The sequence below is a fragment of the Bradyrhizobium quebecense genome (genome assembly GCF_013373795.3).
Taxonomy (GTDB): domain Bacteria; phylum Pseudomonadota; class Alphaproteobacteria; order Rhizobiales; family Xanthobacteraceae; genus Bradyrhizobium; species Bradyrhizobium quebecense.
In genome coordinates this window covers 1696639-1723051 of record NZ_CP088022.1, presented here as the reverse complement: position 1 = coordinate 1723051, position 26413 = coordinate 1696639, and the positions used below count along the sequence as shown (strand labels likewise).

Here is a 26413-nt window from a genome sequence, read left to right as displayed (position 1 = left end):
CTGATCTCAACTCTTCCAGGATGCGCACTCCTGTGTCTCTGCCTCACGCGCCGAGCCAGCAGATCGGGCATGGCGATCTCGAACAATCCCCATAGCTGCAAAACCGCGAATAGCCTCCCGCGCCTTCGTTCAATCCGGCTTCAATGAGGTCGCGTCATAAGCGCCTGCCGCGCCCTCGCGTGAGCGCGACCTCACAGAACCCTCCAGATTCCCTTGTGAGGCAAATCGTGATTCACCCTGAGGGCTGGTGATGGAGGCCAGCCCCCATGGCTAAGCCGCTCTCGCCGGACCTTCGCCTTCGCATTATTCGGGCTGTGGAAGAGGAAGGCATGAGCTGTCGGGGCGCCGCCGGCCGGTTCGGCGTAGCGCCATCGACAGCGATCGAACTGGTCAACGAATGGCGCAGCACCGGCGCTTGTGAGGCGGGAGCGCAGGGCGGAGACAGACGTTCAGCTCGGATCGAGGGTCATGCTGCGGAGATCCTCTCCCTGGTCAAGGCTACGCCTGACATGACGCTGGCCGAGATCGCTGACCATCTCCTCAAAGTCCACGGCGAGCGTTTCGTGCCGAGCGTGGTCTGGCGATTCTTCGATCGCCGCAACATCACGTTCAAAAAAAACATCGCACGCCAGCGAGCAGGATCGGCCGGACGTGGCCGCTGAACGCGCGGCGTGGAAGGCATCTCAGCCTGAGATCGGCATCCATCGGTTGGTGTTTATCGACGAGACGGGAGCCTCGACCAAGATGGCGCGGCGCTATGGCCGCTCGCCGTACGGCCAGCGCTGTGTCGCAGCGCTCCCGCATGGTCATTGGAAGACGACGACCTTCGTCGGCGCGCTCAGAGCGACCGGCATGACTGCGCCGATGGTCCTTGACGGTCCCATGGATGGTCTGGCGTTCGAGGCTTACGTGACGCAAGTCCTCGTGCCGACACTCAGGCCCGGCGACATCGTGGTGATGGACAATCTCGCAGCACACAAGCGCGCCGAGGTCAGCATCGCAATCGATGCCGTGGGCGCCCAGCTCCTCTATTTGCCGCCTTATTCGCCCGACCTCAATCCGATCGAAATGGCCTTCGCCAAGCTCAAAGCCGCACTTCGAAAGGCCGCCGCCAGATCAATCGAGGCTTTGGACAACGCTATTGCCACCGCCCTGACCGCCTTCACCGCCCAAGAGTGCCTGAACTTCTTCGCCGCAGCCGGTTATGACCGTGTCTGATCAGAATCTGCTCTAGTCATTGTTGTGCGATCGTGGAACGACGAGTCCCGTTCACAATTCGGGCCGCGGAGTATGAGTCCCTGCTTTCGCAGGGACGACACCTGGAAAGAGAATGCCGGCCGGCGCACGTCGCAACAGCCGTGTGCGATTGGATGGCCTGCTCGACCTCGCATGGGCGCACATTCTCCCCGCGGCCGCGGATCGAGTCCTTCATGCGATCGGTGAAGCGATAATGACCGCCGGGATCGCAGACCACCCGATCGCCGGAGTGAAACCTACGACGCCATCCCGCCGCTCAATCAGGGCAGCAGCTTGTACTTCCCGTCCTCGATCTGAACCAGGATCCGCGCGCGCGCATCGACTCCGTGGCGATCCGCGGGCGTGTAGGAGTAGACGCCCTGGGTCCCGGCCAGCTCCTTGGTGGTGAACAGCGCCTCGCGAAGCGAGGTGCGGAATTCCGGCGAGCCCGGCTTGGCGCCGGTTGCCAGCGCGCGCTTGGCTGCATCGACGAACACCAGCCAACCGTCGAATGAATAGGATGAGAACGAGTCGGTCGGCGCCTCGCCATTCGCCTTCTCGAAGGCCGCGCGGAACGCCAAGGCAACCTTCTGGATCGGATTGCTGGCTGGAAGCTGCTCGGCCGCGGTCACCGGCCCGGTCGGGCAGATAATTCCGTTGGCCGCCTTGCCGGCGAGCCGCAGGAAATCGGCGCTGATGAGTCCGTGGTTGCCGTAGAGCGGTCCCTTGTAGCCACGCTCGGACAAGGCGATCACGGGCAACGCTCCCGGCGTTCCCGTGCCGCCGAGCATGATGGCGTCGGGGTGGGCCGCCAACGCGCGCAGCACCTGGGCGGTCACCGACGAATCCGATCGGGCGTATCGCTCGTTGGCGATGACCTTGATGTCGGCCGCCTTGGCGCTTTGCGTCAGCGAATCGTACATGAGGTCGCCGAAGGCATCGGAGAAGCCGATGAACGCGACGGTCTTCAACCCTCGCGCCTTCATATGATCGACGATGCCCTGAACGAGAAGCGGCGTCGGTTGTGGCGTCTGCACGACCCAAGGCCCGCCATCGCCTGATGGCACCGCCGCGATCGGCGACACCGCGATCATTGGAATCTTCATCTCGATCGCGGCTGTCGCCATCGCCAGCGTCTGCGGCGCACCCGACGTGCCGATGAGGATGTCGACCTTCTCCTGCTCGACGAGCTTGCGCGCGTTACGCGCCGACGCCGTGGGATCGGAGCCGTCGTCGAGTTGAATGACGCGGAGCTTCTCACCGCCGACTTCGCCGATATAGGCTTCGCCCGCCGCTAATCCTTTTGCATTCGGAATCCCGATCGACGACACCGGCCCGCTGAGGCCGGTGACGAATCCGACGAGGATCTCCGCCTGCCCGACCTGCGGAACGGCGACAAGCAGCGCGGCAGAAGCCAGCAGGGTCTTCATCGAGATCATGGCACCTGTCTTTCTTGATTTGCGTTTATTCTATCGGGCAAGCGCCATCCGCTCGCTTCAGTCTGCTGAAACTAACGCGATCACGCGCAGCGGGCTGCCGGAACCGTTCTGGATCTTCAGGGGTGAAGCCACTATGACGGCGCCGGTGGCGGGAAGCTGATCGAGATTGCAAAGACATTGAAGGCCATATCGGCCGGCGCCGTGCAGGAAGTGATGCGCCGGATAAGGCGGCTCGAAATGGCCGGCCTGCCCCGCGTCGGTGCCGATCGTCTCGGTGCCGAAGCCGATGATGCCGCGCTCCTCCACCAGCCATTTCATCACGGCCGGATTCGGACCCGGCGTGTGCGCGCCGTCATCCCCGAGGTTGGCGTAGTCGCGCCAGCCCTTCTTCGACCAGTCGGTACGCAGCAGAACCCAGTGCCGCGCGGCAATTCGCCCGTGCTTCGCCTCCCAGGCTTCGACGAGCGGAACGGTCAGCAGGAAATCCGGATCCTGCGCTGCGCCAGCCGAGCAGTCGATGACGCACGCCGGAGCGATCATGTCCTTGGCAGGCATCGTGTCGACGGCGTTGTTCGGCAGATCCTTGCCTGTGAACCAGTGGATCGGCGCGTCGAAATGCGTGCCGGTGTGCTCGCCGAATGTCACGTTGTTCCAGTACCAGGCCGGACCGCGACCGTCATATCGCGAGATCTCCTGGATCCGGACGGGAGCTGCCTGGCCGAACTCCGGCGGCAGCACGATGACCGGAAAATCCGGACTGAGCGTGAAGGTCAGATCGACAACGCGCACCGCGCCAGACGAGATCGCACCTGCGAGCTCCAGGAGATTTTTGCTTTGCATCGTCACGTCCTCCTGCTTGGTTGAAACCCTGATCTTACCTGTCGAGCTCGCGCTCGAGCGCTTTCGGATTGGCGGCGAGGCGCTGCCTGATTTCCTCGGCGACGTCTCCGACATACATCTCCTCGAGCCCGCCCCGGAGGCCGGACACGATCGCCTGCGCGACAGCGCGCGGCGCGACCTTGGGTGGCGGCACGGTCTGGAACCACTCGGTGTCGACCGGCCCCGTGAACAGGTTCAGCACCTTGACGCCACCGGGCCTGAGTTCAGCGCGCAGACAATGCGACAGCGACAAGCAGGCGGCTTGCAATGCCGAGTAGGCGCCGAAAGCGGGCCAGTTCGCCAGCGCATAGACCGACAGGATATTGACCCAGGCAACACTGTTGTTGACGCCATCCGCCCCCCGCATCCGCATCGCGGGACCGAAGGCCTGCGCGAGGTTGATGAAGCCGAGATAGGCCTGGTCGATCTCGTCCCGCGCGATGCTCGTGCCCCTGCGGTCGAGGAGGCCGCCAGGCCGCACATATTCCGTCGTGTTGACGAGGATATCGACCTTGCCGCCGATGTCGGCCGCAAGATCCGTCGCAGACTTTTCGTCGGCCGCGTCGAGCGTGACGACCTCGATCCCTTGCTGTCCGCGCAACAGCTGCTCGCCGGCAAACGGCCGCCACGGTTCGGCAACGCCGACGAACACCGTCTTTGCGCCCGCGGCCTTCAGCGCCGCAACGGCCTCCTGGCCGATCAGGCTGCGGCCGTTGGTCACGAGCACCCGCCGGAATTTCGGATCAGCCGTCATTTCCCGCCACTGCCTGTCGTCTGCCATGTTGGGAGTCTCCCCCTCGGGTCGGGCAAAGGCCACCGCCTGACCGCTCTTGTCGAGCTGAAACGACATGAGAACGGGCGCGCCCTCGACGCAGTCCGCGTGCAGATGCGCCACCATCGTCGGACCGCAGTCCATCTTGACGAGACCGATGCGCCACGGCGCCCGCTCGCGGAAATAAACGTCGCTCGGCACCCGTGCCGTCGTTTCGGCCAGCAGCGCGCCGCGGCGCGGCGCATCGACGAACGCGAGACCCGCCGACAGGCAGGCGGGGCACGCCTCGCGTGCCGGATAAGCAAAGGCGCCGCAGGCCTCGCAGCGCTGCAGCATGAAGTGGCCTTCGGCGGCGGCGCGCGTGAACCCGTGCGATGTCCTGCTGCGCGCTCGCGGCGGCGACGTCGGAAGCCGCGTCCGCAGCAGCGGGTTCTTGCGCCGGGGTGGCTCAATCGGATCGATCATCGCGCGGGCCCTGCAAAGATCACCGCGCCCGATGCCAGGCCGCGGTCGTAGTTGATCATACCGAAGCCCGAGGCCAAACCGAGCTTTGCATCCTTCACCTGTGTGGGACCGGCTTCTCCCAGGACCTGCCGCAATCCTTCGACGAGCCCGAGATAGGCGCCGGCGGCGCCGGCCTGCCCTGCCGAGAGCTGGCCGCCCGAGGTGTTATGCGGAAAGTCGCCGTCAACCGTCAGATCGTGCTGACGAACGAAAGCCGCGCCTTCGCCCTTGTTGCAGAAGCCGAGATCCTCGAACTGCATCATCGTGATGACCGGATAGTCATCATAGGTCTGGACGAAATCGAGATCGTCAGGCTTCACGCCGGCCATCGCGTAGAGTTCACCGAGATCCATGGCCCAGCCGCCACGCACCTGCATCGGATCGTCGGCGAAGGCGTTGTGCCGCTCGATCGTCGACAGCAATCGTGCCGCCGGCAAGCCAAGCGATGCCGCGGTCTCGTCCCGCATCACAAGAAAGGCCTCGGCACCGGCGCACGGCATGACGCAATCGAACAGATGAATGGGGTCGGAAATGGGACGGGCCGCCAGATACTGCTCGATCGTCAGCGGCGCCTTCATCAGCGCATGCGGGTTGCGCAGCGCGTTGGCGCGCTGGGCGACCGCGATCCTGCCGACGTCTTCGCGCGTGACGCCATAGGTCCGCATATAGTTGCGCGCGATCAGCGCGAAACTCGCATTGGCGCCACCTGCGCCATAAGGATAGACCGCGTCCTGATTGAAGCGCGAGAAATTCTCGAGCGTCAGGCGGAAGGAATCGACGTGGTTGGTATCGCCGGCCACGCAAGCCACGATGTCGGCATCGTGTGCCTGCACCGCGCGCGCCGCCTTCCGCAATGCCGCGATGGCGCTGGCGCCGCCGAGCGGGATAGTGTCCAGCCATCTGACGCACAGTCCGAAATGCTGTGTCAGTCCAATCCCGCTGTCGGTCCCCATGGTGAAGCTGGAGACGCACAGGCCGTCGATATCGGAGGCCTTGATGCCGGCCCGCGCGACCAGCGCGCTCAGCGCGCGGCCAATCCACCATTGTGCGCTCTCGATGGAATAGCGCGCATAGGGGATCGTGACGGGAGCCGCCATCACGATGCCCTCATACGGTGTGCGCAGCGAATTTTTCACCAGCCGCCTGCCTTGCCTGCCCGCCTCAGATCATCTCCAGCCACACATCGATACTGCCAAGAGTCGTATTCGAACAGGGTCACCTTCTCGGGTCTCGTCACGTCTGGCTCTCCAGAGCTGGGCGGCTGTTCGGGTGCTAACGCTTGTTGCGCGCAAGCATCGCCCGGAAATCGTCACGCGCCAGCGCACTGGCACGCTTGAAGCTCGGCCCGCGGCTCGGCTCGGTGCCATTGAGTTGTCTGAGCTGCACCCACATCTCGGCGCTCTTCAACGCTACCGCAGCGCAGTTCACGACCGGCGCGTGCCCGACCTTCAGGCCGTGCTCCCGCCCGATCAAGAGGCCCGGCAGCACTCCGGCAGGGATCACCACGTCGGCTCCGCGCTGCACCAGCGGAAGGGCGCAGGCCAGGAAATCCTCGATCATTCGGGCGTGGGCCGCCTGATCGCCGGCGAACGCGCTTGCAAAATCCTCCGGCTTGCAACCGAGCCCGCTCACGTGGACGACGCGATCACCCAGGCCGTAGCGTTCAGCCTGCTCGTAGTGCCAGATCTCGAAGACGGGATTGAGCGTCACGAGGCCGAGGCGCCGGCCGAGTTGCGAGGCCGCGAGCAACGTCGCCTCGCCGGTCCCGATCACGGGAATGTCGAGCGTCGAGCGGAGTTCATAGAGTCCGGGATCCTGGAAGTGGCCCATCACAAAGGCGTCGAACCCGGCCTCTTCGGCAGCGATGCCATTGTCGATCGCCTGAACCGCGCAGCGTAATTCGGCAAGCCGACCGAACTCCCTATCCGGCGGTGAAATGCCCTCGACGTGAACCGTCGTACCGGGCGCAGCGATCTTGTTGAGGTACTCCGACAGCCGCGCCATATATGGCGCGTTCACGCTCGCATCGACGAAACTCTGCCAGAAGATGCGCATCGCCCTTCTCCTCAAACGGTGACAGGAGCATCGGCCGTCGGCCTGCCGACCAATATATTTCAACCATAAACTAATTGACCCGTCAAATGCGCACGATGGAGCCCCCAAGGGGCCCTCTCCATCGCGACGAGAAGGTCCATTTTTCGGGAGAAGAAGATGAAGGAAATGGCGCACTCTGACGGAATTGTATGCAGCAACATTTTTTTCGGGCAGCCCCGTGACACGTGTTGACGGCGCCACGGAGAATACTTTAGGCTTTAAGTAATCGACCACCGGCCACTGCGGTGGCCATGACGATGATGTTGCAGGGCACCGATTTTGAGAAACTCAATCGCGTGGACTATCGTCGGGCCTGATTGGCCGGCAGCATCGTCGCCGGTCGCGCATCGCGGCTGCGGCATTCGTCTTCCTTCGCTTCGACAGATGCACGCCGGTTGCCGCAGACCCGCCTGCCATTCGAGCAGCACGCCTCGCCATGGCCGCTGACGCCCCGGCCAAGCGAACTTCCCTCTCGCCGCGCCCGGCGTCAGGCGCTGCAGCAATGCCTTCAACCGGTTCGTGCACAGCTCGGGCTCCTGCCCGGCTTCCAGACATTCGTATCCAGCATCAACGGAGGACAACGCAAATGCGGCAGAAGACCCTGGGCTTATTCGCACTTGTCGCCGGCGTCTTCGCAGCACCAGCTGCGCAAGCCGACATCACGATCGGCTTTGTCACCTCGCTGAGCGGCAACGGCGCGTCGATCGGCATCCCCTATGGGCGCGGCATCAATGCCGCTATGAATACAAGAAGACGATCAACGGCGAGACCATCCGCCTGATCCAGCTCGACGACGGTTCCGATCCGTCGGCCGCGACGCGCAACGCGCGCAAGCTCGTCGAGGAAGAGAAGGTCGACCTCCTGATCGGCACCGCGACGACCCCCTCGACCATCGCCATGGCGGCCGTCGCCAGCGAATTGAAGGTGCCGATGATCTCGATCTCGCCCATCGGCAAGCTTCCGGAATCGCCGGAACAATGGGTCGTCGCGGTGCCACAGCCGGCTTCGCTCCTGGTCAAGATCGTCGCGGACCGCATGAAGCGCGACGGCATGAAGAACATCGGCTATATCGGCTTCTCCGATGCGTGGGGCGACCTCGTCTACAACGGGGCCAAGGCCGCCGAGCCCGTTGACGACATCAAGGTCCAGACCAACGAGCGCTATGCCCGCACCGATACCTCGGTGACCGCGCAGATCCTCAAGGTCATGGCTGCACGTCCCGACGCCGTGCTGATCGGCGGCTCCGGCACGCAAGGCGCGCTGCCTCTCATCACGCTCTCCGAGCGCGGCTTCAAGGGCAATACCTACGGCACCGTGGCGCTGGTCAATCCGGACTTCGTCACGGTCGGTGGCAAGGCCGCCGAGGGCATTCAGGTCTCCGCCGGGCCTGTGATCGTGGCCGAACAGCTTCCGGATGAGCACTTTGCCAAGAAAATCGCGCTCGATTTCCGCGCGGTCTACCAGAAGACCCACAACATACCGACCACCGACGGCTTCTCCGCCTACTCCTTCGATGCCTGGCTGATCTTTGCCAACGCCGCCGAGCGGGCGCTGAAGACCGCGAAACCCGGCACGAGGGAATTCCGTGCGGCGCTGCGAGACGCCATCCTCAGCACCAAGGAACTGCCTGGCGTTCATGCCGTCTATAACTTCAAGCCCGGTGCGGTCACCGGCGTCGACGAGCGCTCGCTGGTGGTGGTCCGCCTGACCGGCGGCGCCTGGAAGTACGCGCCATAAGCGGGACGATGGCCAGCGGTCAGAACGGGGGAACGGCGTCTCAATGACCAGCGATATCGCGGCCATCCTTGCGATCGACGGGATCGCCACCGGCGCGGTCTACGCGCTGGTGGCGATCGGGACCGTGCTCATCTTCACGGTGACACGGGTCATCTTCATTCCCTTTGGTGACATCGCCGCCTTCACCGCACTGACGCTTGCGGCTCTCGATGCCAAGCGCTTTCCCGGAACCGGCGCACTGGTCGTGGTGCTGGCGTGCCTTGCGACCCTGATCGAGATCACTTCGCTCATCCGCAACGGCGACACTCGACTCTTGCCGCGCGCGCTTCTGTTCTATCTCGCCCTTCCGTTGGCAGTGGTCGGCGTCGCCTGGCTCACCATGCGCCTGGACCCGCCGCTCGCCGTCCGGCTCGTGCTCGCGCTGATGCTGATCACGCCGATCGCCCCTCTGCTTGACCGGATCGTTTTCCGCCCGATCGCCGACGGCACGGTGCTGCTGCTGCTGACGGTCTCGGTGGCGCTGCATTTCGCGCTGGTCGGTCTTGGCCTGCTGTTCTTCGGCCCCGAAGGGGTCCGTACCGAGCCGCTGACGTCGTTCTCAACGGAGCTCGCCGGCGTCCTGATCTCGGGCCAGACCATGCTGATCGTGATCGCGGCGCTCGTCTTCAGCGGCCTCCTCTATCTCTTCTTTGACTTCACGCTGGTCGGCAAATCGCTCCGCGCCACGGCAGTGAACCGGACCGGCTCGCGGCTGATGGGGATCCGGCCGGCGCGGGCCGGCACCATCGCCTACCTGCTGGGCTCGCTGATGGCCGGCGTATCCGGCATCCTGATCGCGCCGGTGAATACCGTGTTCTACGATTCCGGCTTTCTGATCGGACTCAAGGCGTTCGTCGGCGCCATCGTCGGCGGCATGACCAGCTATCCCGGTGCCGCGATCGGCGCGGTCGGGGTCGGCATCCTCGAAAGCTTCGCATCTTTCCAGAGCAGTGCGCTCAAAGACGTGATCGTGTTCTCGTTGCTGATTCCGGTTCTGATCTGGCGATCCCTCGCCTCGCTGCATTCCGAGGAGGAGATCGAGGAATGACGCGCCTTCATGTGCAGCTCGCAGCAGTAGCGGCACTGGCGTGCCTCGCACTCGCGCCCCTCGTCCTGAGCCCGTTCAGCGTCACGCTGATGAACTATATCGGCATCTATTCGCTGGTCGCCATCGGCCTTGCGCTCCTCACCGGCGTCGGCGGCATCGTATCGTTTGGACAGGCGGCGTTCGTCGGCATCGCGGCCTATGCGACGGCCTGGGTCTCCGCCCTGAACGGGCAATCGCCCTGGCTCGGCCTGCTGTTCGGGGTGGCGCTGACCTGCGGCGTCGCAGCCGTCCTCGGCGTCGTCACCTTGCGCCTCCAGGGCCATTTCCTCTCGCTCTCGACCGTGGCATGGGGCCTTGCGATCGGCTTCCTGTTCGGCAACGTCGAGGGGCTCGGCCGCTTCAACGGTATCTCGTCGATCCCGCCGATCAGTCTCGGCTCGCTCGCGCTCGTCTCCAGCGCACAGATCTATTATCTGATCTGGGGCATCGTCGCTCTGGTACTCTTCCTCGGCTACAATCTCCTGGACTCGCGGCTCGGCCGCGCCATGCGGGCACTGCGCGGCGGCAATACGCTTGTCGAGAGCCTCGGCATCAACGCCTTCCGGATCAAGCTCGTGACCTTCGTGATCGCGGCGTTCCTGGCCTCGCTCTCCGGATGGCTCTACGCGCATATGAGCCGCTTCATCAGCCCGGGTCCGTTCGATGCCAGCATGGGCATCGAATATCTGATGATGACGATGGTCGGCGGCGCCGGCAGCCCGCTCGGCGGTGTCGTCGGCGCCGCCATCGTGACGCTGCTCAAGAACAGCGTGCAGGACTATCTGCCGCTGATCGCCAAGGGCGCATCCGGGCAGCTCGAGATCGTCGCCTTCTCCGCGCTGTTCATCCTGTTCCTGCAATGGGCGCGGCAGGGCATCGTCCCCTCCATCGCACGCTATCTGCCGAAGACCAGGCGCGAGCGGCCGCAGCCGGCGCCGCCGCTGCCGCGCCGGCCGCAGCCGGCACCGGGCGAGCTTCTTCTGAAGGTTGACGGCGCCGAGCGCCGGTTCGGCGGCCTCGTCGCGGTCAACAATGTCAGCTTCGAGGTGAGATCCGGCGAGATTCTTGCCGTGATCGGCCCGAACGGCGCTGGCAAGAGCACGATGTTCAATTGCCTGACCGGCGCGCTGCGAGTCAACAAGGGCGAGATCGTCTTTGCGGGGCGCCGGATCACGCGTGATCCGCAATCCCGCATCGCCAAGGCCGGCGTCGCCAGGACCTTCCAGCATGTGAAGCTGCGGCCGCGCATGAACCTGCTCGAGAACGTCATGCTCGGCACTTACAGCCGAACCCGCACCGGCCTGTTCGCCGGCGCCTTTCGCCTCAATCAGCGCGAGGAAGCCAGCGCCCGGCACGAGGCGCTGATGCAGCTCGAGCGCGTCGGGCTCGGCGACAAGCCGTTTGAGCTCGCCGGCAATCTTCCCCTCGGCAACCAGCGCATCCTGGAGATCGCACGCGCGCTCGCCGCGGATCCCGCCCTGCTGGTGCTGGACGAGCCGGCGGCTGGCCTGCGCCGCCAGGAAAAGCTGAGATTGGCCGAGCTGCTCCGCGCGCTGCGGGCGGATCACCTGACCATCCTCATCGTCGAGCACGATATGGAGTTCGTGATGTCGCTGGTCGACCGCATCGTGGTGCTCGATTTCGGCTCCAAGCTTTGCGAGGGCGTCCCAAGCGCGATCCGCAGCGATGAGCGGGTTCAAGAGGCCTATCTCGGGGGCGTCGCGTGAGCGAGATGTTTTCCATGACCGACGTGACCGTCTGCTACGACAACGTCGAGGCCGTGCGCAACGTCTCGCTGTCGGTCGACGAGGGCCAGATCGTCACCGTGATCGGTCCGAACGGCGCCGGCAAGACCACGCTGCTGATGGCAGCCATCGGGCTGCTCGGATCGCGTGGTCGCATGGCATTCCGTGGCAACGACATCCGGAAGATGTCGGTCGAGGATCGCGTCGAGCGCAGGCTCTGCCTTGTTCCGGAGAAGCGCGAGCTGTTTTCCGACATGTCGGTCGCCGACAACCTGCTGCTCGGCTCCTACAGCCTGCGCGATCGTTCCGGTGTCCGAAAGACGCTGGACGAGGTCTATGATCGCTTTCCCCGGCTCAGGGAGCGGCAGCGCCAGGCCGCAGGCACGCTCTCCGGCGGCGAGCGCCAGATGCTCGCGCTGGGACGCGCGCTGATGGCAAGGCCCGCGCTGCTGATGCTCGACGAACCCAGTCTCGGTCTTGCGCCGCTGATCGTGCGCGAGATCTTTCGCACCATCGCGTCCTTGCGCGACCTCGGCGTGTCCATCCTGCTGGTCGAGCAGAACGCCCGCGCCGCGCTCGAGACCGCCGACTATGGCTACGTGCTGGAGACCGGCGAGATCGTGCAGTCCGGCCCTGCCAAGGATCTGATCCACGATCCCCGGCTGATCACGGCCTATCTCGGCGGACACTGAGACCCGTTTGGGTCGGCCCCGCCGAGCCGCACATCAAAAACATCGAAAACAACCCCATGCACAGTAGCCGGCCACCGCAATATCAATGGCTTGCTGGCCCGAAGCAACGTATGCTGATTTTCAGAATCCGCTTGCTCCGTCGGGCAAATCAGGGGCACAATGCCATCATCGCGGCGTTCCGCCCTCGTCGCTCTCCCTGGCCGGGACGATCCTCGTCAGCATCGGAAAATGCTTGTTGCCGCCCGCGAACGGCGGAAACCGGACGAAGTCCGCGCGCATCCGCTTGATCACGTCGGAGCTCAGCGCTCGCGCAAGGGCTTGCGGGCTGTCGAACATCAGTCTGTTGCGCTGCATGTACTCGACCCGCTGCGACGGCAGCCGGTCGACCCAATCGATGCGCGTGTAAATCTCGATCTGGCGGACGTCGGGGAAGGTCCGCATGATCGGCGGATGATGCTCCAGATAATGCAAATTCCAGGCATTCATGTCGTCGGCCGGCCCGGGATAATGCACGAGATAGCTGCACGGCGTGACCGTACCGTTCACATGCGTGGCGTCGTCGACAGGAAAGGCGCGCGTCACCATCGCCTGATGCGTCACGTCCAGTCCGGCAAGGCTCGACAGTCCGCGACCCGCCGCAAGACCTGCGAGCACGCCACCGCGATCCATCGCGGCCTCGCACACAAACAGGTTCGGAAACCGCAGTTGGAGCACAAATACCGGTCCGGCCCCGTCGGCCTTGTAGGGATGATCGACCGATTGCTCCAGCGGCGTGAACAGCAGGCCCTCGGCCATCCCCGGAGTAGACCCCACGAGGACAGCCGCAGCAGCAAGATCGTCCGCGTGAATTCGCCGCTCGCCTTTCGGATCGGAGAACGTCATGAACAGCGAGATCATAGCGACGCCACCTGCGTGTCTTCGTCCGCATGTCGATGCAATTCGAGCGCAGCACGAACGTCGTCGGGCCACGGAATTGCGTGATGATCGACCAGCGACGTCGCGGCAAGGATCTGGCGCGCGCGCCAGCGCACGCCATCTGCGGCCGTCACGACGTGCGCCAGATGGAGCGAGGCGCGGCCGACCTTGACGACGCAGAGGCCAAACGTCAGGCGATCGCCGAATTTCGACGGCCGCGAAAAGTCGCAGGTCAGATGCACGGTCGGGGTCCCGATCCTGCGGACCGTGATCAACTCCGGCCAGGGAAATCCGATCACAGCCCAGAACTCCTCGACCACGCCGTTGAGGATGTTCAGGTAGGACGGGAAATAGGCGATCCCCGAGGGATCGCAGTCGCCGAACCTCAGCTCGCGATCGAACGAGAACAACGTCATCAGATCGCGACAACGGGGTGCCGGATGACGCCGACGCCGTCGACGCCGGCCTCGACCACATCGCCGGGCCACAGCCATTCCTGCGGATTCATGCCGGCGCCCACGCCTTCCGGCGTTCCGGTCGCGATGATGTCGCCCGGCTCGAGCGTCATGCCGGACGAGATGTCGGCGATCAGGGCCGGAACGTCGAAGATCATGTATTTGGTGCTGGAGTCCTGCTTCACGACGCCGTTCTTGGTCAGCCAAAGCCTGAGATCGTGTGGATTGGGAATCTCGTCCGCAGTGACGATGCAGGGGCCGAACGGCGCGTAAGTGTCCATGCCCTTGGAGAAGATCCACTGCCCGGCGCGGCGATTGTCGCGCGCGGAAATGTCGATCATCACGGAATAGCCGAAGACGTGATCCATCGCCTTCTCGACCGGGATGCGGGTCGCGGTCTTGCCGATGATGACGGCGAGTTCGACCTCCCAGTCGAGCTGCCGGGTGATGCTGGCATTGTGCTGGATCGCCGCTCCCGGTCCGATTACGGCGGTCGGCGGTTTGGAGAACACCACCGGCTGCTTCGGCAGATCCTTGTCGGTGTCGAGGTTCTTGGCGGACTCCGCCACATGCGCGCGATAGTTCAGCCCGATGCCGAAGATGTTCTTCCGCGGGCGCGGGATCGGTGCCTGCAGCTTCACGTCCTCGAGCGGAACGGCGGCGCCGACCGGCAGCGCCCCGTTGGCGCTATCCAGGCATTCCCTCAGCGCCGGCAGCAGCGTGACGCCGTTATCGATCAACGAGAGCATATCGCCCGGCCAGACGAGACCGCGTGACGCACCGAGGCGCTCGACATCGACAACCAAACCATTGACGATAACCCCAAGCCGAGCTCCGCTGGAGCCCAAGGTGTACGTGACAAGACGCATGAAAGCTTGATCCGATTATTCGGGTTAAATTCTGCGGGGAAATGTCAGGCCGCGACCGACTGATGGCCGGCATTGTCGCCATAGGCCTCTTCACGGTAGAGACCGAGCCCTTCGATGACGGGCAGATCGTTGAAACAGAACAGGCAGGCGTCCTCGCTCCCGGAGGCGTTGCCGTGTTCATGCCAGGCCCAGGACGGAACGCAGAAAATGTCGCGCTCCTGCCACTCGAACCGCTTGCCGCCGATCACGGAGTAGCCGTGTCCTTTGGCGACCTGATAGACGAAGCTTCCGGTGTGCCGGTGCGACCTGGTCTTCTCGCCCGCCCGCAGCAACTGCATGCTGGCGCCGATGGTCTGCATCACATGTCCGCCGGTGATCGGATTGACGTAGTTCATCAGGATGCCGTCATAGGGCGATCCGTCGGTCGCGGCGGCATATTTCCGCAACGACTCGTAAGTCGGCTCCCACTCATATTTGAACATCGGTGAATAACCGTTCGACCATCGCGAGCCCACCGGCCGAAGGCCCGGATTGCCCCAGGTCTTGGTCATGTCGTCGACGGGATAGCCCGACTCCTCCTGCTGGATCTTCGGGTGCACGACAAAGAAATTCGCCTCCAGCGCGTTGACGAGCGGAATGTCGAGCCCATCCTGCCAGATGCAGACCGAGCCGCTTGCCTCGACGCCATGCTCGTGCCAGGTGCCGTTCGGTGTCAGCACGAAATCCCGCGCGCCGAGCGTCATCTTGTGGCCATCGACAATGGTGTAGGCGCCTGTCCCTTCCATGATGAAGCGCAGGGCGGAGGCCGAATGCGCATGGGCCGATGCCACTTCGCCCGGGTGCATCACCTGCAAGCCTGAATAGAGCCAACCGACAGCGGCCGACACGTCGCGGCGACCGGGATTGTTGAGATAGATCACCCGCCGTCCCGCCTTCTCCGGCGAAACCAGTTCTACCGAGCGCAGCACGTGCTCGCGCAGATCGCTGTAGCGCCAGAGCACGGGAATGGACGCCGACTGCGGCTGCCACGGCTCGATCTTGTTGGCGACCGTCCACAGCGCGGCCGCGTCGAACTTGTCGAGGTCCTTGTAGTAGGCCTTGAGCTCCGGGGTATCCTCGACATTGGCCCGGCCGATGACGTTCTCGCCCATCCTGTCCTCCAAGTCTTGGCTCATGACGTCTTATCTCATGACGTCCTGTCTCATGCAGTCCGTCCTGTCGCCGCATCCACAACTGTCGTCCTGGCGAAAGCCAGGACCCATAACCACCGCATATGATTGTGAAAAGGATCGTGGCCCAAGATCGCTCGACAATGACCATCCGGGGTAATGGGTCCTGGCTTTCGCCAGGACGACGGTAGAAGGGTTCGCGACTCGCCGCGTCGTTGGATCGACACGTCCCATCATTCCGTCCTGCCGGGAATTGATGTGAAGCTCGCCTGCTCCGCGGCATCGGTCGCCGGACGTTCGCCTTTCGCGAGGCCGAGCGGTGCCTTCAACTCCAGAGCAGTCGTGTCGCCACATCGACAACTGTCGTCCTGGCGAAAGCCAGGACCCATAACCACCGCGTTTGATTGTGAAAGGGATCGCGGCCCTGGACCGCTCGACAATGACCATTCGGGGTAATGGGTCCTGGCTTTCGCCAGGACGACGGTGAGGAGAGTTCGCGATTCGTGACGTAGCGCTCGCGTCGAGATAGACAGGAGAAGCCTGGACGGCGGCGGCTCTAAAGCGCGGCAGCTTCAGCATTGGCCCTACCCTGTCGCTGGCTCATACTCGCCGACCGGAGCAGAGCTCCGCAAAGCCTGACAGCGAAGGCGCAGCGTTGACTTACTTTACATGTAAACGTATGCTATCGCATATTTCTGGAGGGTGCAATGGCTGAACGGTCTTTTGCTCGCGAGGTCGAGGATCTCCGGCTCGGCGACGGCGACACCTTCCGCGGCGAAGGCATCCTCGCCATCACCAAGGCACTTCTGCAATCCGGCGTTGCTTATGTCGGCGGCTATCAGGGCTCGCCGATCTCGCACCTGATGGACGTGCTGGCCGACGCCAAGGACGTGCTCGACGATCTCGGCGTCGTCTTCCAGAGCTCCGCCAATGAAGCGGCAGCGGCGGCGATGCTGTCGGCCTCCGTCATGTATCCGCTGCGCGGCGCGGTCGCGTGGAAGTCGACGGTCGGCACCAATGTCGCCTCCGACGCGCTGGCCAATCTCGCCTCCGGCGGCGTTACCGGCGGCACGATGATCATCGTCGGAGAGGATTACGGCGAAGGCTCCTCGATCATGCAGGAGCGCACCCATGCCTTTGCGATGAAATCGCAGATCTGGCTGCTGGATCCCCGTCCTGACCATGAATGCATCGTCAACCTGATCGAGAAGGGCTTCGAGCTCTCGGAAGCCTCGAACACCCCTGTCATGCTGGAGGTGCGCGTCCGCGCCTGCCACATGCACGGCAGCTTTGCCTGCAAGGACAATGTCAGGCCGGCCCACACCATCAAGGACGCCCTGAACAATCCGAAGCGCGACGTCGGCCGCATCGTGCTGCCGCCGGCGGCCTACGAGCATGAGCAGGAGAAGATCAAGACGCGGATGCCCGCGGCCATCAACTTCGTCCGCGACCAAAGGCTGAATGAATGGATGGGGCCGAAGCAGGGCAAGGTCGGCATCATCATGCAGGGCGGGATGTACAACAACGTCATCCGCGCGCTGCAATATCTCGGGCTGTCGGATGCCTACGGCAACACGCAGGTCCCGCTCTACGTCATGAACGTCACCTACCCTGTGATCGACACGGAGGTCGCCGAGTTCTGCCTCGACAAGGACGCCATCCTGATCGTCGAGGAAGGCCAGCCGGAATATCTGGAGCAGGCGATCAACACGGTGCTGCGCCGCAAGGATATCCAGGCGCGCATCCACGGCAAGGACGTGCTGCCGATGGGCGGCGACTATACCGCGCAGGTGCTGCTCGGCGGCGTGCGCGAGTTCATCGAGAAAACCGAGCCGAGGCTGCTCGGCAATCGGCCACCGGCGCCGGACGCGAGCCCCGTGCTCAGCCACCCCGAGGTCGAGAAGCTGAAGCACGTCGTGCCGGCGCGTCCGCCCGGCCTTTGCACCGGCTGTCCGGAACGGCCGATCTTCGCCGCCATGAAGCTCGTCGAGAGCGAGCTCGGCCAGCACCACGTCTCCGCCGACATCGGCTGCCACCTGTTCTCGATCCTGCCGCCCTTCAACATCGGCGCGACGACCATGGGTTTTGGCCTTGGCCCGGCCTCGACCTCGGCCTTCAACGTCAAGGCCGACAAGCGCTCGATCGCCGTGATGGGCGACGGCGGCTTCTGGCACAACGGGCTGACCAGCGGCATCGGCAACGCCGTCTTCAACAAGCATGACGGCGTCTTCATCATCGTCGACAATTACTACACCTCGGCGACCGGTGGTCAGGACATCCTGTCGTCGCGCGCGACGAGCAAGCGGCGAAACACCAACAACTCGATCGTGCAGGCCGTGAAGGGCATCGGCGGGCAATGGGTGCGGCAGATCGACCGTACCTACGATGTCGGCCGGATGCGCGACACGCTGAAAGAGGCGCTGACGACCAAGGAGGAAGGCCCAAAGGTCATCGTCGCGTCCTCCGAATGCATGCTGAACAAGCAGCGCCGCGTGAGGCCGCAGATCAGCAAGGCGATCAAGGACGGCGTTCGCACCGTCAAGGAACGTTTCGGCGTCGACGAGGACGTCTGCACCGGCGACCACGCCTGCATCCGCCTCTCCGGCTGCCCGTCGCTCTCGGTCAAGCAGCTCGACGATCCCTTGCGCGACGATCCCGTTGCGGCCATCGACAATTCCTGCGTCGGTTGCGGCAATTGCGGCGAGGTCGCGGACGCGGCGGTGCTGTGTCCGTCGTTCTATCGCGCAGACGTCATTCACAATCCGACCGGCTGGGACAAGTTCAAGTCGAGGGTCGCCATGGCCGTGATCGGCTGGCTGCAACGGCGGCGTGATCGCCGGCGTCCGGCGCTCGAGGCCTTAGCATGAGAACTTTGGCATGAAAGCTCTGGCATGAGAGACGAAACGGTCCAGCTGGCGCTTCCCGCCGCAGGTGACGCGACCGAGCGGCCGATCTCGATCGCGATCGTCGCGATGGGCGGCCAGGGCGGCGGCGTCCTGACCGACTGGATCGTCCAGCTCGCCGAGAACCATGGCTGGGTCGCGCAGTCGACATCGGTGCCCGGCGTCGCCCAGCGCACCGGCGCCACGATCTACTATATCGAGGCGATGCCGCCGCTCGATGGCCGCAAGCCGATCCTGTCGCTGATGCCGACGCCCGGCGACGTCGACGTGGTGATGGCGGCGGAATTCATGGAAGCCGGCCGCTCGATCTTGCGCGGCCTGGTAACGCCTGACCGCACCACGTTGATCGCATCCAATCACCGGACGTTCGCGATCGGCGAGAAGATCGCGCCAGGCAACGGCATCGCCGACGGGGGCGCGGTGACCGGCGCCATCGGGGTCGCCGCCAAGACCGAGATCATCTTCGACATGAACGCGCTGGCGATCGCCAATGGCAGCGTGATCTCGGCGGCGATGTTCGGCGCGCTCGCGGGCGCCGGCGTGCTGAGCTTTAGTCGCGAGAGCTATCTCGACGTCATCCGCGCCGGCGACAAAGGCGCGCAGGCCAGCGTCCGCGCGTTCGAGGCTGCGTTTGACCGGGTGCAGTCGAAATCTCCCGACCCGGCGCCGCCGGCGCAATCGGAGGTGACTGACGCGCCTCCCTCCCCGGCAGCCCTCGATCCCCGTCTTGCCGGCCTCGCCGCCCGGCTGACGCAGCAGTTGCCGGAGGCCGTGCAGGCGATGGGCCGCGCCGGGCTGAAGAAGGTCGTCGATTTCCAGGACGTCGCCTATGGCGGCGAATATCTCGACATCCTCGGCAAGCTCCACGCCGCCGATCGCAGCTGCGGTGGCGCCGGGCGAGGTTTTGCCTTCACCCAGGCCGCCGCAAAATATCTTGCCAACGCCATGGCCTATGATGACGTCATCCGCGTTGCCGACCTCAAGACCAGATCCGGCCGCCGTGCGCGGATCGAGGGCGAACTCGAATTGTCCGAGGGCCAGGTGCTCCAGACCACCGAGTTCATGCATCCCCGCATGGAAGAGGTCATGGGCATGCTCCCAGTGGGCTTTGGCCGCTGGCTCGGCGCCAAGCCGCGCCTCCTCGGCTGGCTCGACCGTCGCGTCAACAAGGGACGCCGGGTGCGGACCTACTCGCTGCCCTGGTTCCTCGCGCTCTATGTCGTCGGCGGACTCCGCGGCATACGCCGCCGCTCGCTGCGTCACGCCATCGAGACCGCTCATCGGGACGAATGGCTCAAGGCCGCGACCGAGGCAGTGCGAGCCAACTATCAGTTGGGCGTCGAGATCCTGCAATGCCGGCGCCTGGTCAAGGGCTATTCCGACACCCACAGCCGCGGCCTGTCGAAATTCGACAAGACGCTGGCCGCGATCAAGCTGGTCGCACCGCGCGACGATGCCGCCGACTGGGCGCGCCGGCTGCGGGAAGCCGCGCTGAAGGACAGCGAAGGCAAGGAGCTCGACGGCGTGATCCAGACCATCAAGAGCTTTGCATGATGCCGGCAGCACTCAAAGAGAGCACGGCTCCCGTGTTCGGGCAGATTGAAACCCGGCTGTGGCTGCAACTGCTGTCCCTGCATGGCGAGCTGTTTGCGTCGCTGAATTCCATGCTGAGCTCGGAATTCGCCTTGTCGCTGGCAAAGTTCGACGTGCTGGCCCAGCTCGATCGCTACCGGGACGGAATGGCGCTCGGCCAGTTGTCGCAGAACCTGAAAGTGTCGGGCGGCAACGTCTCGGGCCTGGTGCAGCGCCTGCTGGCTGACGACCTCATCAGCAAGGAGATGTCGAGCGAGGACCGCCGGTCGTTCATCGTGCGCCTGACGCCGAAGGGCGAAGCACTGTTCAGGAAGGCAGCCGACGTGCACAAGAGGCATCTCAGCGAACGGCTCGAAAGTATCCCCGCCCAGGAGCTGGAGGCTGCACTATCGGTGCTGCGGTCCCTCTCCTCGAAACTTGGCAGCGAAAGCAAGAAGCAGGGTCGCAAGAAATAATGGCCAAAGACTCCAGGAGCAGATGGAAATCCGGTCCACCGCGGACGCGGGACCAGCTGCAAAGCTACATTCCCTATCTCTTCAACCGGCTCGCCAATCGCTGGAACCTCGATCAGAACCGTGATCTCAGCGAGCACAACATCAACAACGTCGTGTTCCGGACGTTGTCGGTCCTGTTCATCTACAAGACCCTGACCGTCAACGAGATCGCCGTTCTGGCCGTCACCGAGCAGTCGACCGCGAGCCGCATGGTCGAGTCGATGGTGTCATCGGGTCTCGTCAAGCGCGAGATCGCGGAAGAAGACCAGCGTCGCCGCGTCGTCGGATTGACGGCGGACGGTGAGGCCCTGCTGCGAAAGATCTGGCCCATCATGGAGAACAACTACGACCGGCTGACCGTCGGTATCGATCCCGACGAGATCGAGGTGTGCGCCCGCGTGCTCGCCAAGATGGTCGAGAACATCCGCCAGAATCAGATCTGATCCGCTCACGATCAAGGGCTGAGGCCGGCAAGGCTGGTGCCGCCGCAGACGTAGAGCACCTGTCCGGTCACGAAGTCCGAGCGCTCGTCGAGGAAGAAGCTGATCGCGTGCGCCACGTCCTCGCGCGTCCCGAGCCGCCCGACCGGAACGTTGCGCGCCATCCGCTCCTGCTGCTCGGAGTCCTTCGGGATGATGCCCCAGAAATTGTCGGTCAGGATCGGGCCTGGTGCGACCACGTTCACCGTGATCCCGCTCGACGCCAGCTCCAGCGCCCATGTCCGCGCCATGCCGTGCACGCCGGCCTTGGTCGCGGAATAGGCCGAGCGCGTCGCTGCGCCCATGGCGGCGCGCGAACTCACGAACACAATTCGGCCGAACCGCCGCGATCGCATCCCCTCCATCGCCGCCTGGGTCAGCAGCATCGGTGCGCCCAGGTGCAACTGCGCCAGCGTCAGGATGTCTTCCGGCCTCGCATCGGCCAGCAGGTTCGGCAGGATGATTCCGGCATTGTGCACGAGGCAATCGACCGCATGATCCCGGCAGATCTCCTCGGCAATGGCCCGCGTCTCCTCGAGGCTGGTCAGGTCTGCGCGATAGGCGGTGAGCAGATCGTGGGTCCAGTCCGGCTTCTCAAGGCCGACCGACACGACCCGCTGTCCTTCGTCGATGAGCTTTTTTGCCAAGGCCTCGCCGATGCCGGAATTGCCTCCGGTGATGAGTGTGGTGCGGGTCTGGCTCATGATCGGCTCCCTGCGAACGCCACGTGTCACTCCTGCCGCCGCTTGAGGTCGCGAAGATCGAAGAACGCGCCATCGCGCATCAGCTTCGCGACGAAATCCTTCAATCCGCCGCGCTGGATCTTCTCGGTCGCGGTCAATGGCAGTTGATCGACGAACGAGATCCAGCCCGGCGCCTTGTAATAGGCCATCTGCTCCAGGCTCCAGCGCAGGATGTCCTCGGCAAGCGCGCGGTCCGCTCCCGGCTGCTCCGCGATGATGACCGCCGCGACCTCGTCGCCGCGCACCTGATCGGGTGTCGCCGCCACCGCGGCCTGCCGGATCGCCGTATGGCGGTTGAGGACGGATTCGACCTCGACCGCGGCGATGTTCTCGCCAGAGCGGCGGATCACGTTCTTCTTGCGGTCGACGAAATGAAGATCGCCATCATGATCGCGCGACACGATATCTCCGGTATGGAGCCATCCGTCCTTCCAGGCCTCGGCGGTGGCTTCCGGGTTCTTCAGGTACTCGCTGAAGAAGCCGTAGCGGGGATCATCCCCCGCCCGCCGCACCAAGAGCTCGCCCGGTATTCCGACCGTCGCATCGTTGCCGCCGTCGTCGATGATCCGCACCTCGACTTCGGGCGCCGGACGTCCGAAACAGCTTGTGCCGACTTTCCGTGGCTCGACATTGGCGGCGATCACGCCGCCGCTTCCCGTCTCGGTCATCGCCCAGGCCTCGAGCAGCGGAAAACCGAAGCGCTCCTCGAACGGCGCGTGCAGCAGCTTGTCGACGCCGGCGCCGAAGCCGAACCGCACGCTGTGCGCGCGGTCTTCATGCGCCGGCGGCGCGCTCATCAGCATCGAGGGCATGACGCCGAGATAATGCAGGCAGGTCGCCCGGCTGTCGCGCACCGATTTCCACCAGCTACGCGGATGGAAGCGATCGAGCATCGTCAGGCTGCCGCCGACCGACAGCATCGCCATCAGCGACACCGCCATCGCGTTCATGTGGAACAGCGGCAGCGGCGTGATCATGCGCTCGCCATCACCTCTGAGATCGATCAATCCGCCGACATCGCGATACCAGTCTCCGGAATACAGGAAGTAGGTGTTGGTCAGCACGCAGCCCTTGGGCTGGCCCGTCGTCCCCGACGTATAGAGCAGCGCGCATTCGCTCGAACCGTCGCCGGCGTTCGCCGGCCGCGCGCCACCGAACGGGGCTGGAACATCGTCGCTGTCGGTCGCGACCGGAATCGGCCGGCCGGCTTGGCGCGCCGCCGTCTCGACCTCGTCGCGTCGTTTGGCAAGCACGAATGCAGCATTCATCTCGGAATGCGCGATGATGTATTCGAGCTCGCTGACCCGCAGATCCGTGTTGATCGGCACCACGGAAACGCCGAGCGCGTTCAGCGCGAACCACAGCTCGACGAACACCGGCCTGTTCTGGAGCAGCAACCCGACCCGATGGCCTTCACCGTAACCGCGGTCTGCAAATGCCGCGCGCCAGCGCTCCACGCGTTGGAGCATGGCGCGGTACGAGATCTCCCCGGCCGCGATGCCGTAGATCTCGGCCGTCTCGGGCAGCACGTTGAGAAACCCGGATTCCCCGCGGCGCAGGGCGGTCTCGCGGAAGCGGGCGTAGACGGTGGTCGCTGAGGTCAAGGCGCACTCACATAAAAAGCTGGATATTGCCGAACGGCGCGTCGAAATTCACCAGATCGATGCGCTTGAGCCTGATCTTGAGTTCATCGCCGACCGGAACCAGATCGTGCGACGCCCATCCCGAAAAGCGTTCCAGCGTGTCGCCGCGCGTCTCGGTGTAGAGAAAGGACGTCCGTGCTTTGAATGTGCCGGCCGCCGGGTCGCACACCAGGATCTGCGGCGCCTGCAGCAGGTGATGGCAGCGGCTCTTCGGCTTCTGGCTGAAGGTGCGTTCGCCGGCCAATCGCTCGATGCGCACCTTCATCAGCAACAGGTCTTCGTACATCAGCGACGGCTGCAGCACCGGATCCTGCTGCTGCCATTCCAGCGGCATCCAGTAGCGTCCTTCCGGATGGAACAGATCGAGCCACGCCTGCCATTGCATCGTGTCGAGGAGGTCGGCTTCCCGATAGATGAAATCGGTGATGGTCTTTTCGCTGATCATTCCGCGGCCTCGACCGGCTGGTCCATGTCCATGGTGATGAATTTGGCCCAGGCATGAAACTGGTTCCGCATCTGGCGCTCCGACGTGCCGTTGATGACGGCGGTGACGTCAGGCGCTTCGTTGCTCTCGTAGAGCCGGCGCAGATTGACCCATTGGTTGCCGTTCGACTTCAGCCCTTCCTGGGCCCGTTCATACATTTCGAGATCGTCGTGCCCGACGATCGAGGTCGGTGCGTTGATGAAGCGATTGTACATCAGCGCCCGCTCGTAGAGCTTGTCGGGTGCGCCGACCAGACGATAGACCCAGCTCTCCACCAGCGTCCGGTCCACCGCGATCGGGATGAAATTGCGGAGGATCTGCACTGCGCCCTTGACCATGATGTTCGGGAAATAGACGGTGTTGTGCCGGACCTCTCCGAGGATCTCGTGGGCCCGCTTCTCGCCATAGGCTGCGACCATCTGGCCGAGATAGCCTTCGACATCCGAATAGTTCGAATGGATGGAATTGGCGACGCCGGTATGGCCATGACCGTTGGGCCAGATCCGGATGCCGCTCTGCTCGTAGAACTCGTACGGGCTCATGAACGGCCCATAGAGTTGCACCGCCATCGGCGTCTCCGTGGAATTGCCCTGTTCGCGTTGCCAGACCTTGATGGCGGTGCCGGCCGAGCTCTCATGCGCCACCATGGGATGGCAGGTGTCGGTCTGGTTCTCGACCAGCATCTTCCAATTGCAGGTGTGCATGTAGCGGATCGGCGTGGCCTCGACGGCCAGCTTCCCCTCCGGCGAACGGTCGACCATGTTGTCGATGGTCGAGAGGCTTTCACCAAAATAGTCTTCGAAGCCGACGCCGCTTTCGCTCAGGCGCGCGAAAATGAAATCCCGGTAAACGACGACATTCTTGATCCGCGACAGCCCGTCGTTGGCCTGGGTGTCGGTAAAGCCGGTGCCCTCGTAGCCCTTCTTCAGCGGGATCGCGAGCAGCGAGCCGTCGGTCTTGAACGACCAGGCATGATAGGGACAGCGGAAGAATTTTCCGGTATTGCCGCACGGCTCGGAGGCGATCTTGACGCCCTTGTGCGGACAGCGATTGTAGAACAGGTGGATCGAACCGTCGGTATGGCGGCTGGCCACCACTGGCTGCCGGCCGATATTGGCGGTGATGAAGTCGCCGGCCTTCGACAACTGGCTGGCATGCCCGACATAGATCCAGCTGTTGGGAAACAGATGCTCCATCTCGAGATCGAAGACCTCGGGATCGACATAGACGTCGCGATGCACCTCGGCGTCGCGCACAAGCCCGCCGATCGCGCGGGGATTCTTTCCGTATTTCGCCATGGCGCCTCTTGCCTCCTCTCAGAGATCCAACACCAGCCGGTCCGACTTCGCACGCGACACGCAGATCTGCATGACCTTGTTGGACGCCTTCTCGTCGTCGCTGAGAATGACGTCGCGATGATCGGGCACGCCGGCGATCACACCGCACTGGCAGATGCCGCAATCGCCCCGCCGGCAATCATAGAGCACGTCGAGCCCCGCCGCTTCGAGCGCCTCGATGATGCTCTGATCGGTCGCGACCGTGATGACCTGCCCGGTCGACTTGACCTCGACCTCGAACGGTTGGTTCGGGGAGCTGGCCGGCCCCGCATTGAACAGCTCGAAATGGATGCGGCCTGCCGGGATGCCCCTGGCGAGCGCCGCTGCCTTCACTGCGTCAATCATGCCGGCAGGCCCGCAGACATAGACGTGGGCATCTGCGGGCGCCTCGCCAAGCGCTGCCGCGATATCGAGGCGGGACGCATCGCTGTCGTAGTGGACCGCCAGGCCGTCCGAACAGATCGCCTGCAACTGCGGCAGGAACGCCAGCAGCCCCGGCATTCGTCCGGCATAGTGCAGGCGAAACCAGGTTCCCTGCGCCTTCAGCACCGCCGCCATGGACAGGATCGGCGTAACCCCGATGCCGCCGGCAAACAGCAACGCCGGCGCGGCGCCCTCATGAAGACCGAAATTGTTGACCGGCGCGGTCGCGCTGACGACGTCGCCGACCTGAAGGGCATGCATGAACTGCGAGCCGCCGGTCGACGTCTCCTCGCGCAGCACCCCCAGCGCAACAGCGCCCTCAGGCAGGTCCGGCAATGCCATCAGGGAGTACGGCCGATCTCCCCCGCCCGGCAGCAACACGCGAATGTGCGCGCCCGCTTGCCACTCCGTAACAGCACCGCCCTCCACACCGAACACGACGCTGCGAATGACAGGCGTCTCCGCAACGATCGACTGCACTTTGAGCTTGAGCGGATGCGCGTCCATTCGGGCAGCTCATATTATATGAATTTGCATATTTTTATACATGTAATAATTACCTGTCAATCGCCGACCCGGCGGAGGGCCGGAACTGGGGAGCCAAGGCAAGCAGTTCGCCGCGTTCGTCGCGCGCACAGTCAGTTCGGCCGGCAAGCCGCCATCGATCGCCGCCCCTGCGAAA

22 protein-coding genes and 1 pseudogene are annotated in these 26413 nt (G+C 64.2%); 9 read left to right on the top strand and 14 right to left on the bottom strand.

Annotated elements, in window-relative coordinates; all coding sequences use genetic code 11:
• Positions 1–266: 266 nt before the first annotated feature.
• Positions 267–1218 (top strand): IS630 family transposase gene (locus tag HU230_RS07865; RefSeq protein ID WP_176532173.1). Its coding sequence is split into 2 segments (ribosomal slippage): positions 267–607 and positions 606–1218, totalling 954 coding nucleotides; the frame shifts between segments, so codons are not numbered across the junction.
• A gap of 299 nt (positions 1219–1517) precedes the next feature.
• Here HU230_RS07865 and HU230_RS07860 read toward each other — a convergent pair.
• From HU230_RS07860 to HU230_RS07840, 5 genes are all read right to left on the bottom strand, one after another.
• The gene (locus HU230_RS07860) at positions 1518–2675 is read right to left on the bottom strand and encodes an ABC transporter substrate-binding protein (protein ID WP_176532174.1); all 1158 of its coding nucleotides are present in this window, start codon (positions 2673–2675) and stop codon (positions 1518–1520) included.
• A gap of 57 nt (positions 2676–2732) precedes the next feature.
• Positions 2733–3515, bottom strand: a complete 783-nt coding sequence (locus tag HU230_RS07855) for a cyclase family protein (protein WP_176532175.1) — start codon at positions 3513–3515, stop codon at positions 2733–2735.
• Between the two features lie 34 nt (positions 3516–3549).
• The gene (locus HU230_RS07850; RefSeq protein WP_176532176.1) at positions 3550–4791 is read right to left on the bottom strand and encodes an SDR family NAD(P)-dependent oxidoreductase; all 1242 of its coding nucleotides are present in this window, start codon (positions 4789–4791) and stop codon (positions 3550–3552) included.
• Complete coding sequence (locus HU230_RS07845; protein WP_224943083.1) at positions 4788–5966, bottom strand: thiolase family protein; 1179 nt, start codon at positions 5964–5966, stop codon at positions 4788–4790. Before HU230_RS07845 ends, HU230_RS07850 begins: the two co-directional genes overlap by 4 nt.
• A 136-nt stretch (positions 5967–6102) precedes the next feature.
• Complete coding sequence (locus HU230_RS07840) at positions 6103–6885, bottom strand: aspartate/glutamate racemase family protein (RefSeq protein WP_176532177.1); 783 nt, start codon at positions 6883–6885, stop codon at positions 6103–6105.
• A 625-nt stretch (positions 6886–7510) separates the two neighbouring features.
• Here HU230_RS07840 and HU230_RS07830 point away from each other — a divergent pair.
• The 4 genes and pseudogenes from HU230_RS07830 (at position 7511) to HU230_RS07815 (ending at position 12224) form a co-directional block, all read left to right on the top strand.
• Positions 7511–8661: pseudogene (locus HU230_RS07830) on the top strand (ABC transporter substrate-binding protein).
• A 43-nt stretch (positions 8662–8704) separates the two neighbouring features.
• A complete protein-coding gene (locus tag HU230_RS07825; RefSeq protein WP_176532178.1) occupies positions 8705–9748 on the top strand; it encodes a branched-chain amino acid ABC transporter permease in 1044 nt (347 codons plus the stop codon).
• The gene (locus HU230_RS07820; RefSeq protein ID WP_176532179.1) at positions 9745–11514 is read left to right on the top strand and encodes a branched-chain amino acid ABC transporter ATP-binding protein/permease; all 1770 of its coding nucleotides are present in this window, start codon (positions 9745–9747) and stop codon (positions 11512–11514) included. The genes HU230_RS07825 and HU230_RS07820 overlap by 4 nt, the downstream gene beginning before the upstream one ends.
• A complete protein-coding gene (locus tag HU230_RS07815) occupies positions 11511–12224 on the top strand; it encodes an ABC transporter ATP-binding protein (protein ID WP_176532180.1) in 714 nt (237 codons plus the stop codon). The genes HU230_RS07820 and HU230_RS07815 overlap by 4 nt, the downstream gene beginning before the upstream one ends.
• 165 nt (positions 12225–12389) lie before the next feature.
• Here HU230_RS07815 and HU230_RS07810 read toward each other — a convergent pair whose 3' ends face one another.
• From HU230_RS07810 to HU230_RS07795, 4 genes are read right to left on the bottom strand one after another with little or no spacing between them, the layout of a single operon-like run.
• The gene (locus HU230_RS07810; RefSeq protein WP_176532181.1) at positions 12390–13121 is read right to left on the bottom strand and encodes an EthD family reductase; all 732 of its coding nucleotides are present in this window, start codon (positions 13119–13121) and stop codon (positions 12390–12392) included.
• Positions 13118–13555, bottom strand: coding sequence for an acyl-CoA thioesterase (locus tag HU230_RS07805; RefSeq protein WP_176532182.1), 438 nt, complete (start codon positions 13553–13555; stop codon positions 13118–13120). The genes HU230_RS07810 and HU230_RS07805 overlap by 4 nt, the downstream gene beginning before the upstream one ends.
• On the bottom strand, positions 13555–14463 hold the full coding sequence (locus HU230_RS07800) for a fumarylacetoacetate hydrolase family protein (protein WP_176532183.1): 909 nt from the start codon (positions 14461–14463) through the stop codon (positions 13555–13557). Before HU230_RS07800 ends, HU230_RS07805 begins: the two co-directional genes overlap by 1 nt.
• A 44-nt stretch (positions 14464–14507) precedes the next feature.
• Positions 14508–15614, bottom strand: coding sequence for a cupin domain-containing protein (locus HU230_RS07795; protein ID WP_176535104.1), 1107 nt, complete (start codon positions 15612–15614; stop codon positions 14508–14510).
• Positions 15615–16339: 725 nt separating this feature from the next.
• On the opposite strand from HU230_RS07795, the gene HU230_RS07790 reads away from it, so the two are divergent.
• Genes HU230_RS07790 through HU230_RS07775 form a run of 4 tightly spaced genes read left to right on the top strand, consistent with a single transcriptional unit; the run spans position 16340 to position 21065 of the window.
• The gene (locus tag HU230_RS07790) at positions 16340–18499 is read left to right on the top strand and encodes a thiamine pyrophosphate-dependent enzyme (protein ID WP_176532184.1); all 2160 of its coding nucleotides are present in this window, start codon (positions 16340–16342) and stop codon (positions 18497–18499) included.
• A gap of 24 nt (positions 18500–18523) precedes the next feature.
• Positions 18524–20089 carry an indolepyruvate oxidoreductase subunit beta family protein gene (locus HU230_RS07785; RefSeq protein ID WP_176532185.1) on the top strand — a complete coding sequence of 522 codons (1566 nt, stop codon included), beginning with the start codon at positions 18524–18526 and terminating at the stop codon, positions 20087–20089.
• The gene (locus HU230_RS07780) at positions 20086–20583 is read left to right on the top strand and encodes a MarR family winged helix-turn-helix transcriptional regulator (RefSeq protein ID WP_234633858.1); all 498 of its coding nucleotides are present in this window, start codon (positions 20086–20088) and stop codon (positions 20581–20583) included. Before HU230_RS07785 ends, HU230_RS07780 begins: the two co-directional genes overlap by 4 nt.
• The gene (locus HU230_RS07775; protein ID WP_092125511.1) at positions 20583–21065 is read left to right on the top strand and encodes a MarR family winged helix-turn-helix transcriptional regulator; all 483 of its coding nucleotides are present in this window, start codon (positions 20583–20585) and stop codon (positions 21063–21065) included. Before HU230_RS07780 ends, HU230_RS07775 begins: the two co-directional genes overlap by 1 nt.
• Positions 21066–21076: 11 nt before the next feature.
• Here HU230_RS07775 and HU230_RS07770 read toward each other — a convergent pair whose 3' ends face one another.
• Genes HU230_RS07770 through HU230_RS07750 form a run of 5 tightly spaced genes read right to left on the bottom strand, consistent with a single transcriptional unit; the run spans position 21077 to position 26238 of the window.
• Positions 21077–21805 (bottom strand): SDR family NAD(P)-dependent oxidoreductase, encoded by a 729-nt coding sequence (locus HU230_RS07770; protein WP_176532187.1) that lies wholly within the window; start codon positions 21803–21805, stop codon positions 21077–21079.
• A 26-nt stretch (positions 21806–21831) separates the two neighbouring features.
• A complete protein-coding gene (locus HU230_RS07765) occupies positions 21832–23448 on the bottom strand; it encodes an ATP-dependent acyl-CoA ligase (protein WP_176532188.1) in 1617 nt (538 codons plus the stop codon).
• Between the two features lie 7 nt (positions 23449–23455).
• The gene (locus tag HU230_RS07760) at positions 23456–23932 is read right to left on the bottom strand and encodes an aromatic-ring-hydroxylating dioxygenase subunit beta (RefSeq protein ID WP_176532189.1); all 477 of its coding nucleotides are present in this window, start codon (positions 23930–23932) and stop codon (positions 23456–23458) included.
• Entirely contained in the window at positions 23929–25269 is a 1341-nt protein-coding gene (locus tag HU230_RS07755) for an aromatic ring-hydroxylating dioxygenase subunit alpha (protein WP_176532190.1), read from the bottom strand. The genes HU230_RS07760 and HU230_RS07755 overlap by 4 nt, the downstream gene beginning before the upstream one ends.
• Positions 25270–25287: 18 nt before the next feature.
• Entirely contained in the window at positions 25288–26238 is a 951-nt protein-coding gene (locus HU230_RS07750; protein ID WP_176532191.1) for a PDR/VanB family oxidoreductase, read from the bottom strand.
• Between the last annotated feature and the right edge of the window lie 175 nt (positions 26239–26413).

What these genes read in the sequence shown, in the direction of transcription:
- HU230_RS07820 (WP_176532179.1), top strand. Translation starts at nt 9,745, where the DNA reads ATGACGCGCCTTCATGTGCAGCTCGCAGCAGTAGCGGCACTGGCGTGC.
- HU230_RS07805 (WP_176532182.1), bottom strand. Translation starts at nt 13,555, where the DNA reads ATGACGTTGTTCTCGTTCGATCGCGAGCTGAGGTTCGGCGACTGCGAT.
- HU230_RS07840 (WP_176532177.1), bottom strand. Translation starts at nt 6,885, where the DNA reads ATGCGCATCTTCTGGCAGAGTTTCGTCGATGCGAGCGTGAACGCGCCA.
- HU230_RS07775 (WP_092125511.1), top strand. Translation starts at nt 20,583, where the DNA reads ATGGCCAAAGACTCCAGGAGCAGATGGAAATCCGGTCCACCGCGGACG.
- HU230_RS07825 (WP_176532178.1), top strand. Translation starts at nt 8,705, where the DNA reads ATGACCAGCGATATCGCGGCCATCCTTGCGATCGACGGGATCGCCACC.
- HU230_RS07790 (WP_176532184.1), top strand. Translation starts at nt 16,340, where the DNA reads ATGGCTGAACGGTCTTTTGCTCGCGAGGTCGAGGATCTCCGGCTCGGC.
- HU230_RS07860 (WP_176532174.1), bottom strand. Translation starts at nt 2,675, where the DNA reads ATGATCTCGATGAAGACCCTGCTGGCTTCTGCCGCGCTGCTTGTCGCC.
- HU230_RS07750 (WP_176532191.1), bottom strand. Translation starts at nt 26,238, where the DNA reads ATGGACGCGCATCCGCTCAAGCTCAAAGTGCAGTCGATCGTTGCGGAG.
- HU230_RS07810 (WP_176532181.1), bottom strand. Translation starts at nt 13,121, where the DNA reads ATGATCTCGCTGTTCATGACGTTCTCCGATCCGAAAGGCGAGCGGCGA.
- HU230_RS07780 (WP_234633858.1), top strand. Translation starts at nt 20,086, where the DNA reads ATGATGCCGGCAGCACTCAAAGAGAGCACGGCTCCCGTGTTCGGGCAG.
- HU230_RS07855 (WP_176532175.1), bottom strand. Translation starts at nt 3,515, where the DNA reads ATGCAAAGCAAAAATCTCCTGGAGCTCGCAGGTGCGATCTCGTCTGGC.
- HU230_RS07850 (WP_176532176.1), bottom strand. Translation starts at nt 4,791, where the DNA reads ATGATCGATCCGATTGAGCCACCCCGGCGCAAGAACCCGCTGCTGCGG.
- HU230_RS07760 (WP_176532189.1), bottom strand. Translation starts at nt 23,932, where the DNA reads ATGATCAGCGAAAAGACCATCACCGATTTCATCTATCGGGAAGCCGAC.
- HU230_RS07770 (WP_176532187.1), bottom strand. Translation starts at nt 21,805, where the DNA reads ATGAGCCAGACCCGCACCACACTCATCACCGGAGGCAATTCCGGCATC.
- HU230_RS07795 (WP_176535104.1), bottom strand. Translation starts at nt 15,614, where the DNA reads ATGGGCGAGAACGTCATCGGCCGGGCCAATGTCGAGGATACCCCGGAG.
- HU230_RS07785 (WP_176532185.1), top strand. Translation starts at nt 18,524, where the DNA reads ATGAGAGACGAAACGGTCCAGCTGGCGCTTCCCGCCGCAGGTGACGCG.
- HU230_RS07800 (WP_176532183.1), bottom strand. Translation starts at nt 14,463, where the DNA reads ATGCGTCTTGTCACGTACACCTTGGGCTCCAGCGGAGCTCGGCTTGGG.
- HU230_RS07755 (WP_176532190.1), bottom strand. Translation starts at nt 25,269, where the DNA reads ATGGCGAAATACGGAAAGAATCCCCGCGCGATCGGCGGGCTTGTGCGC.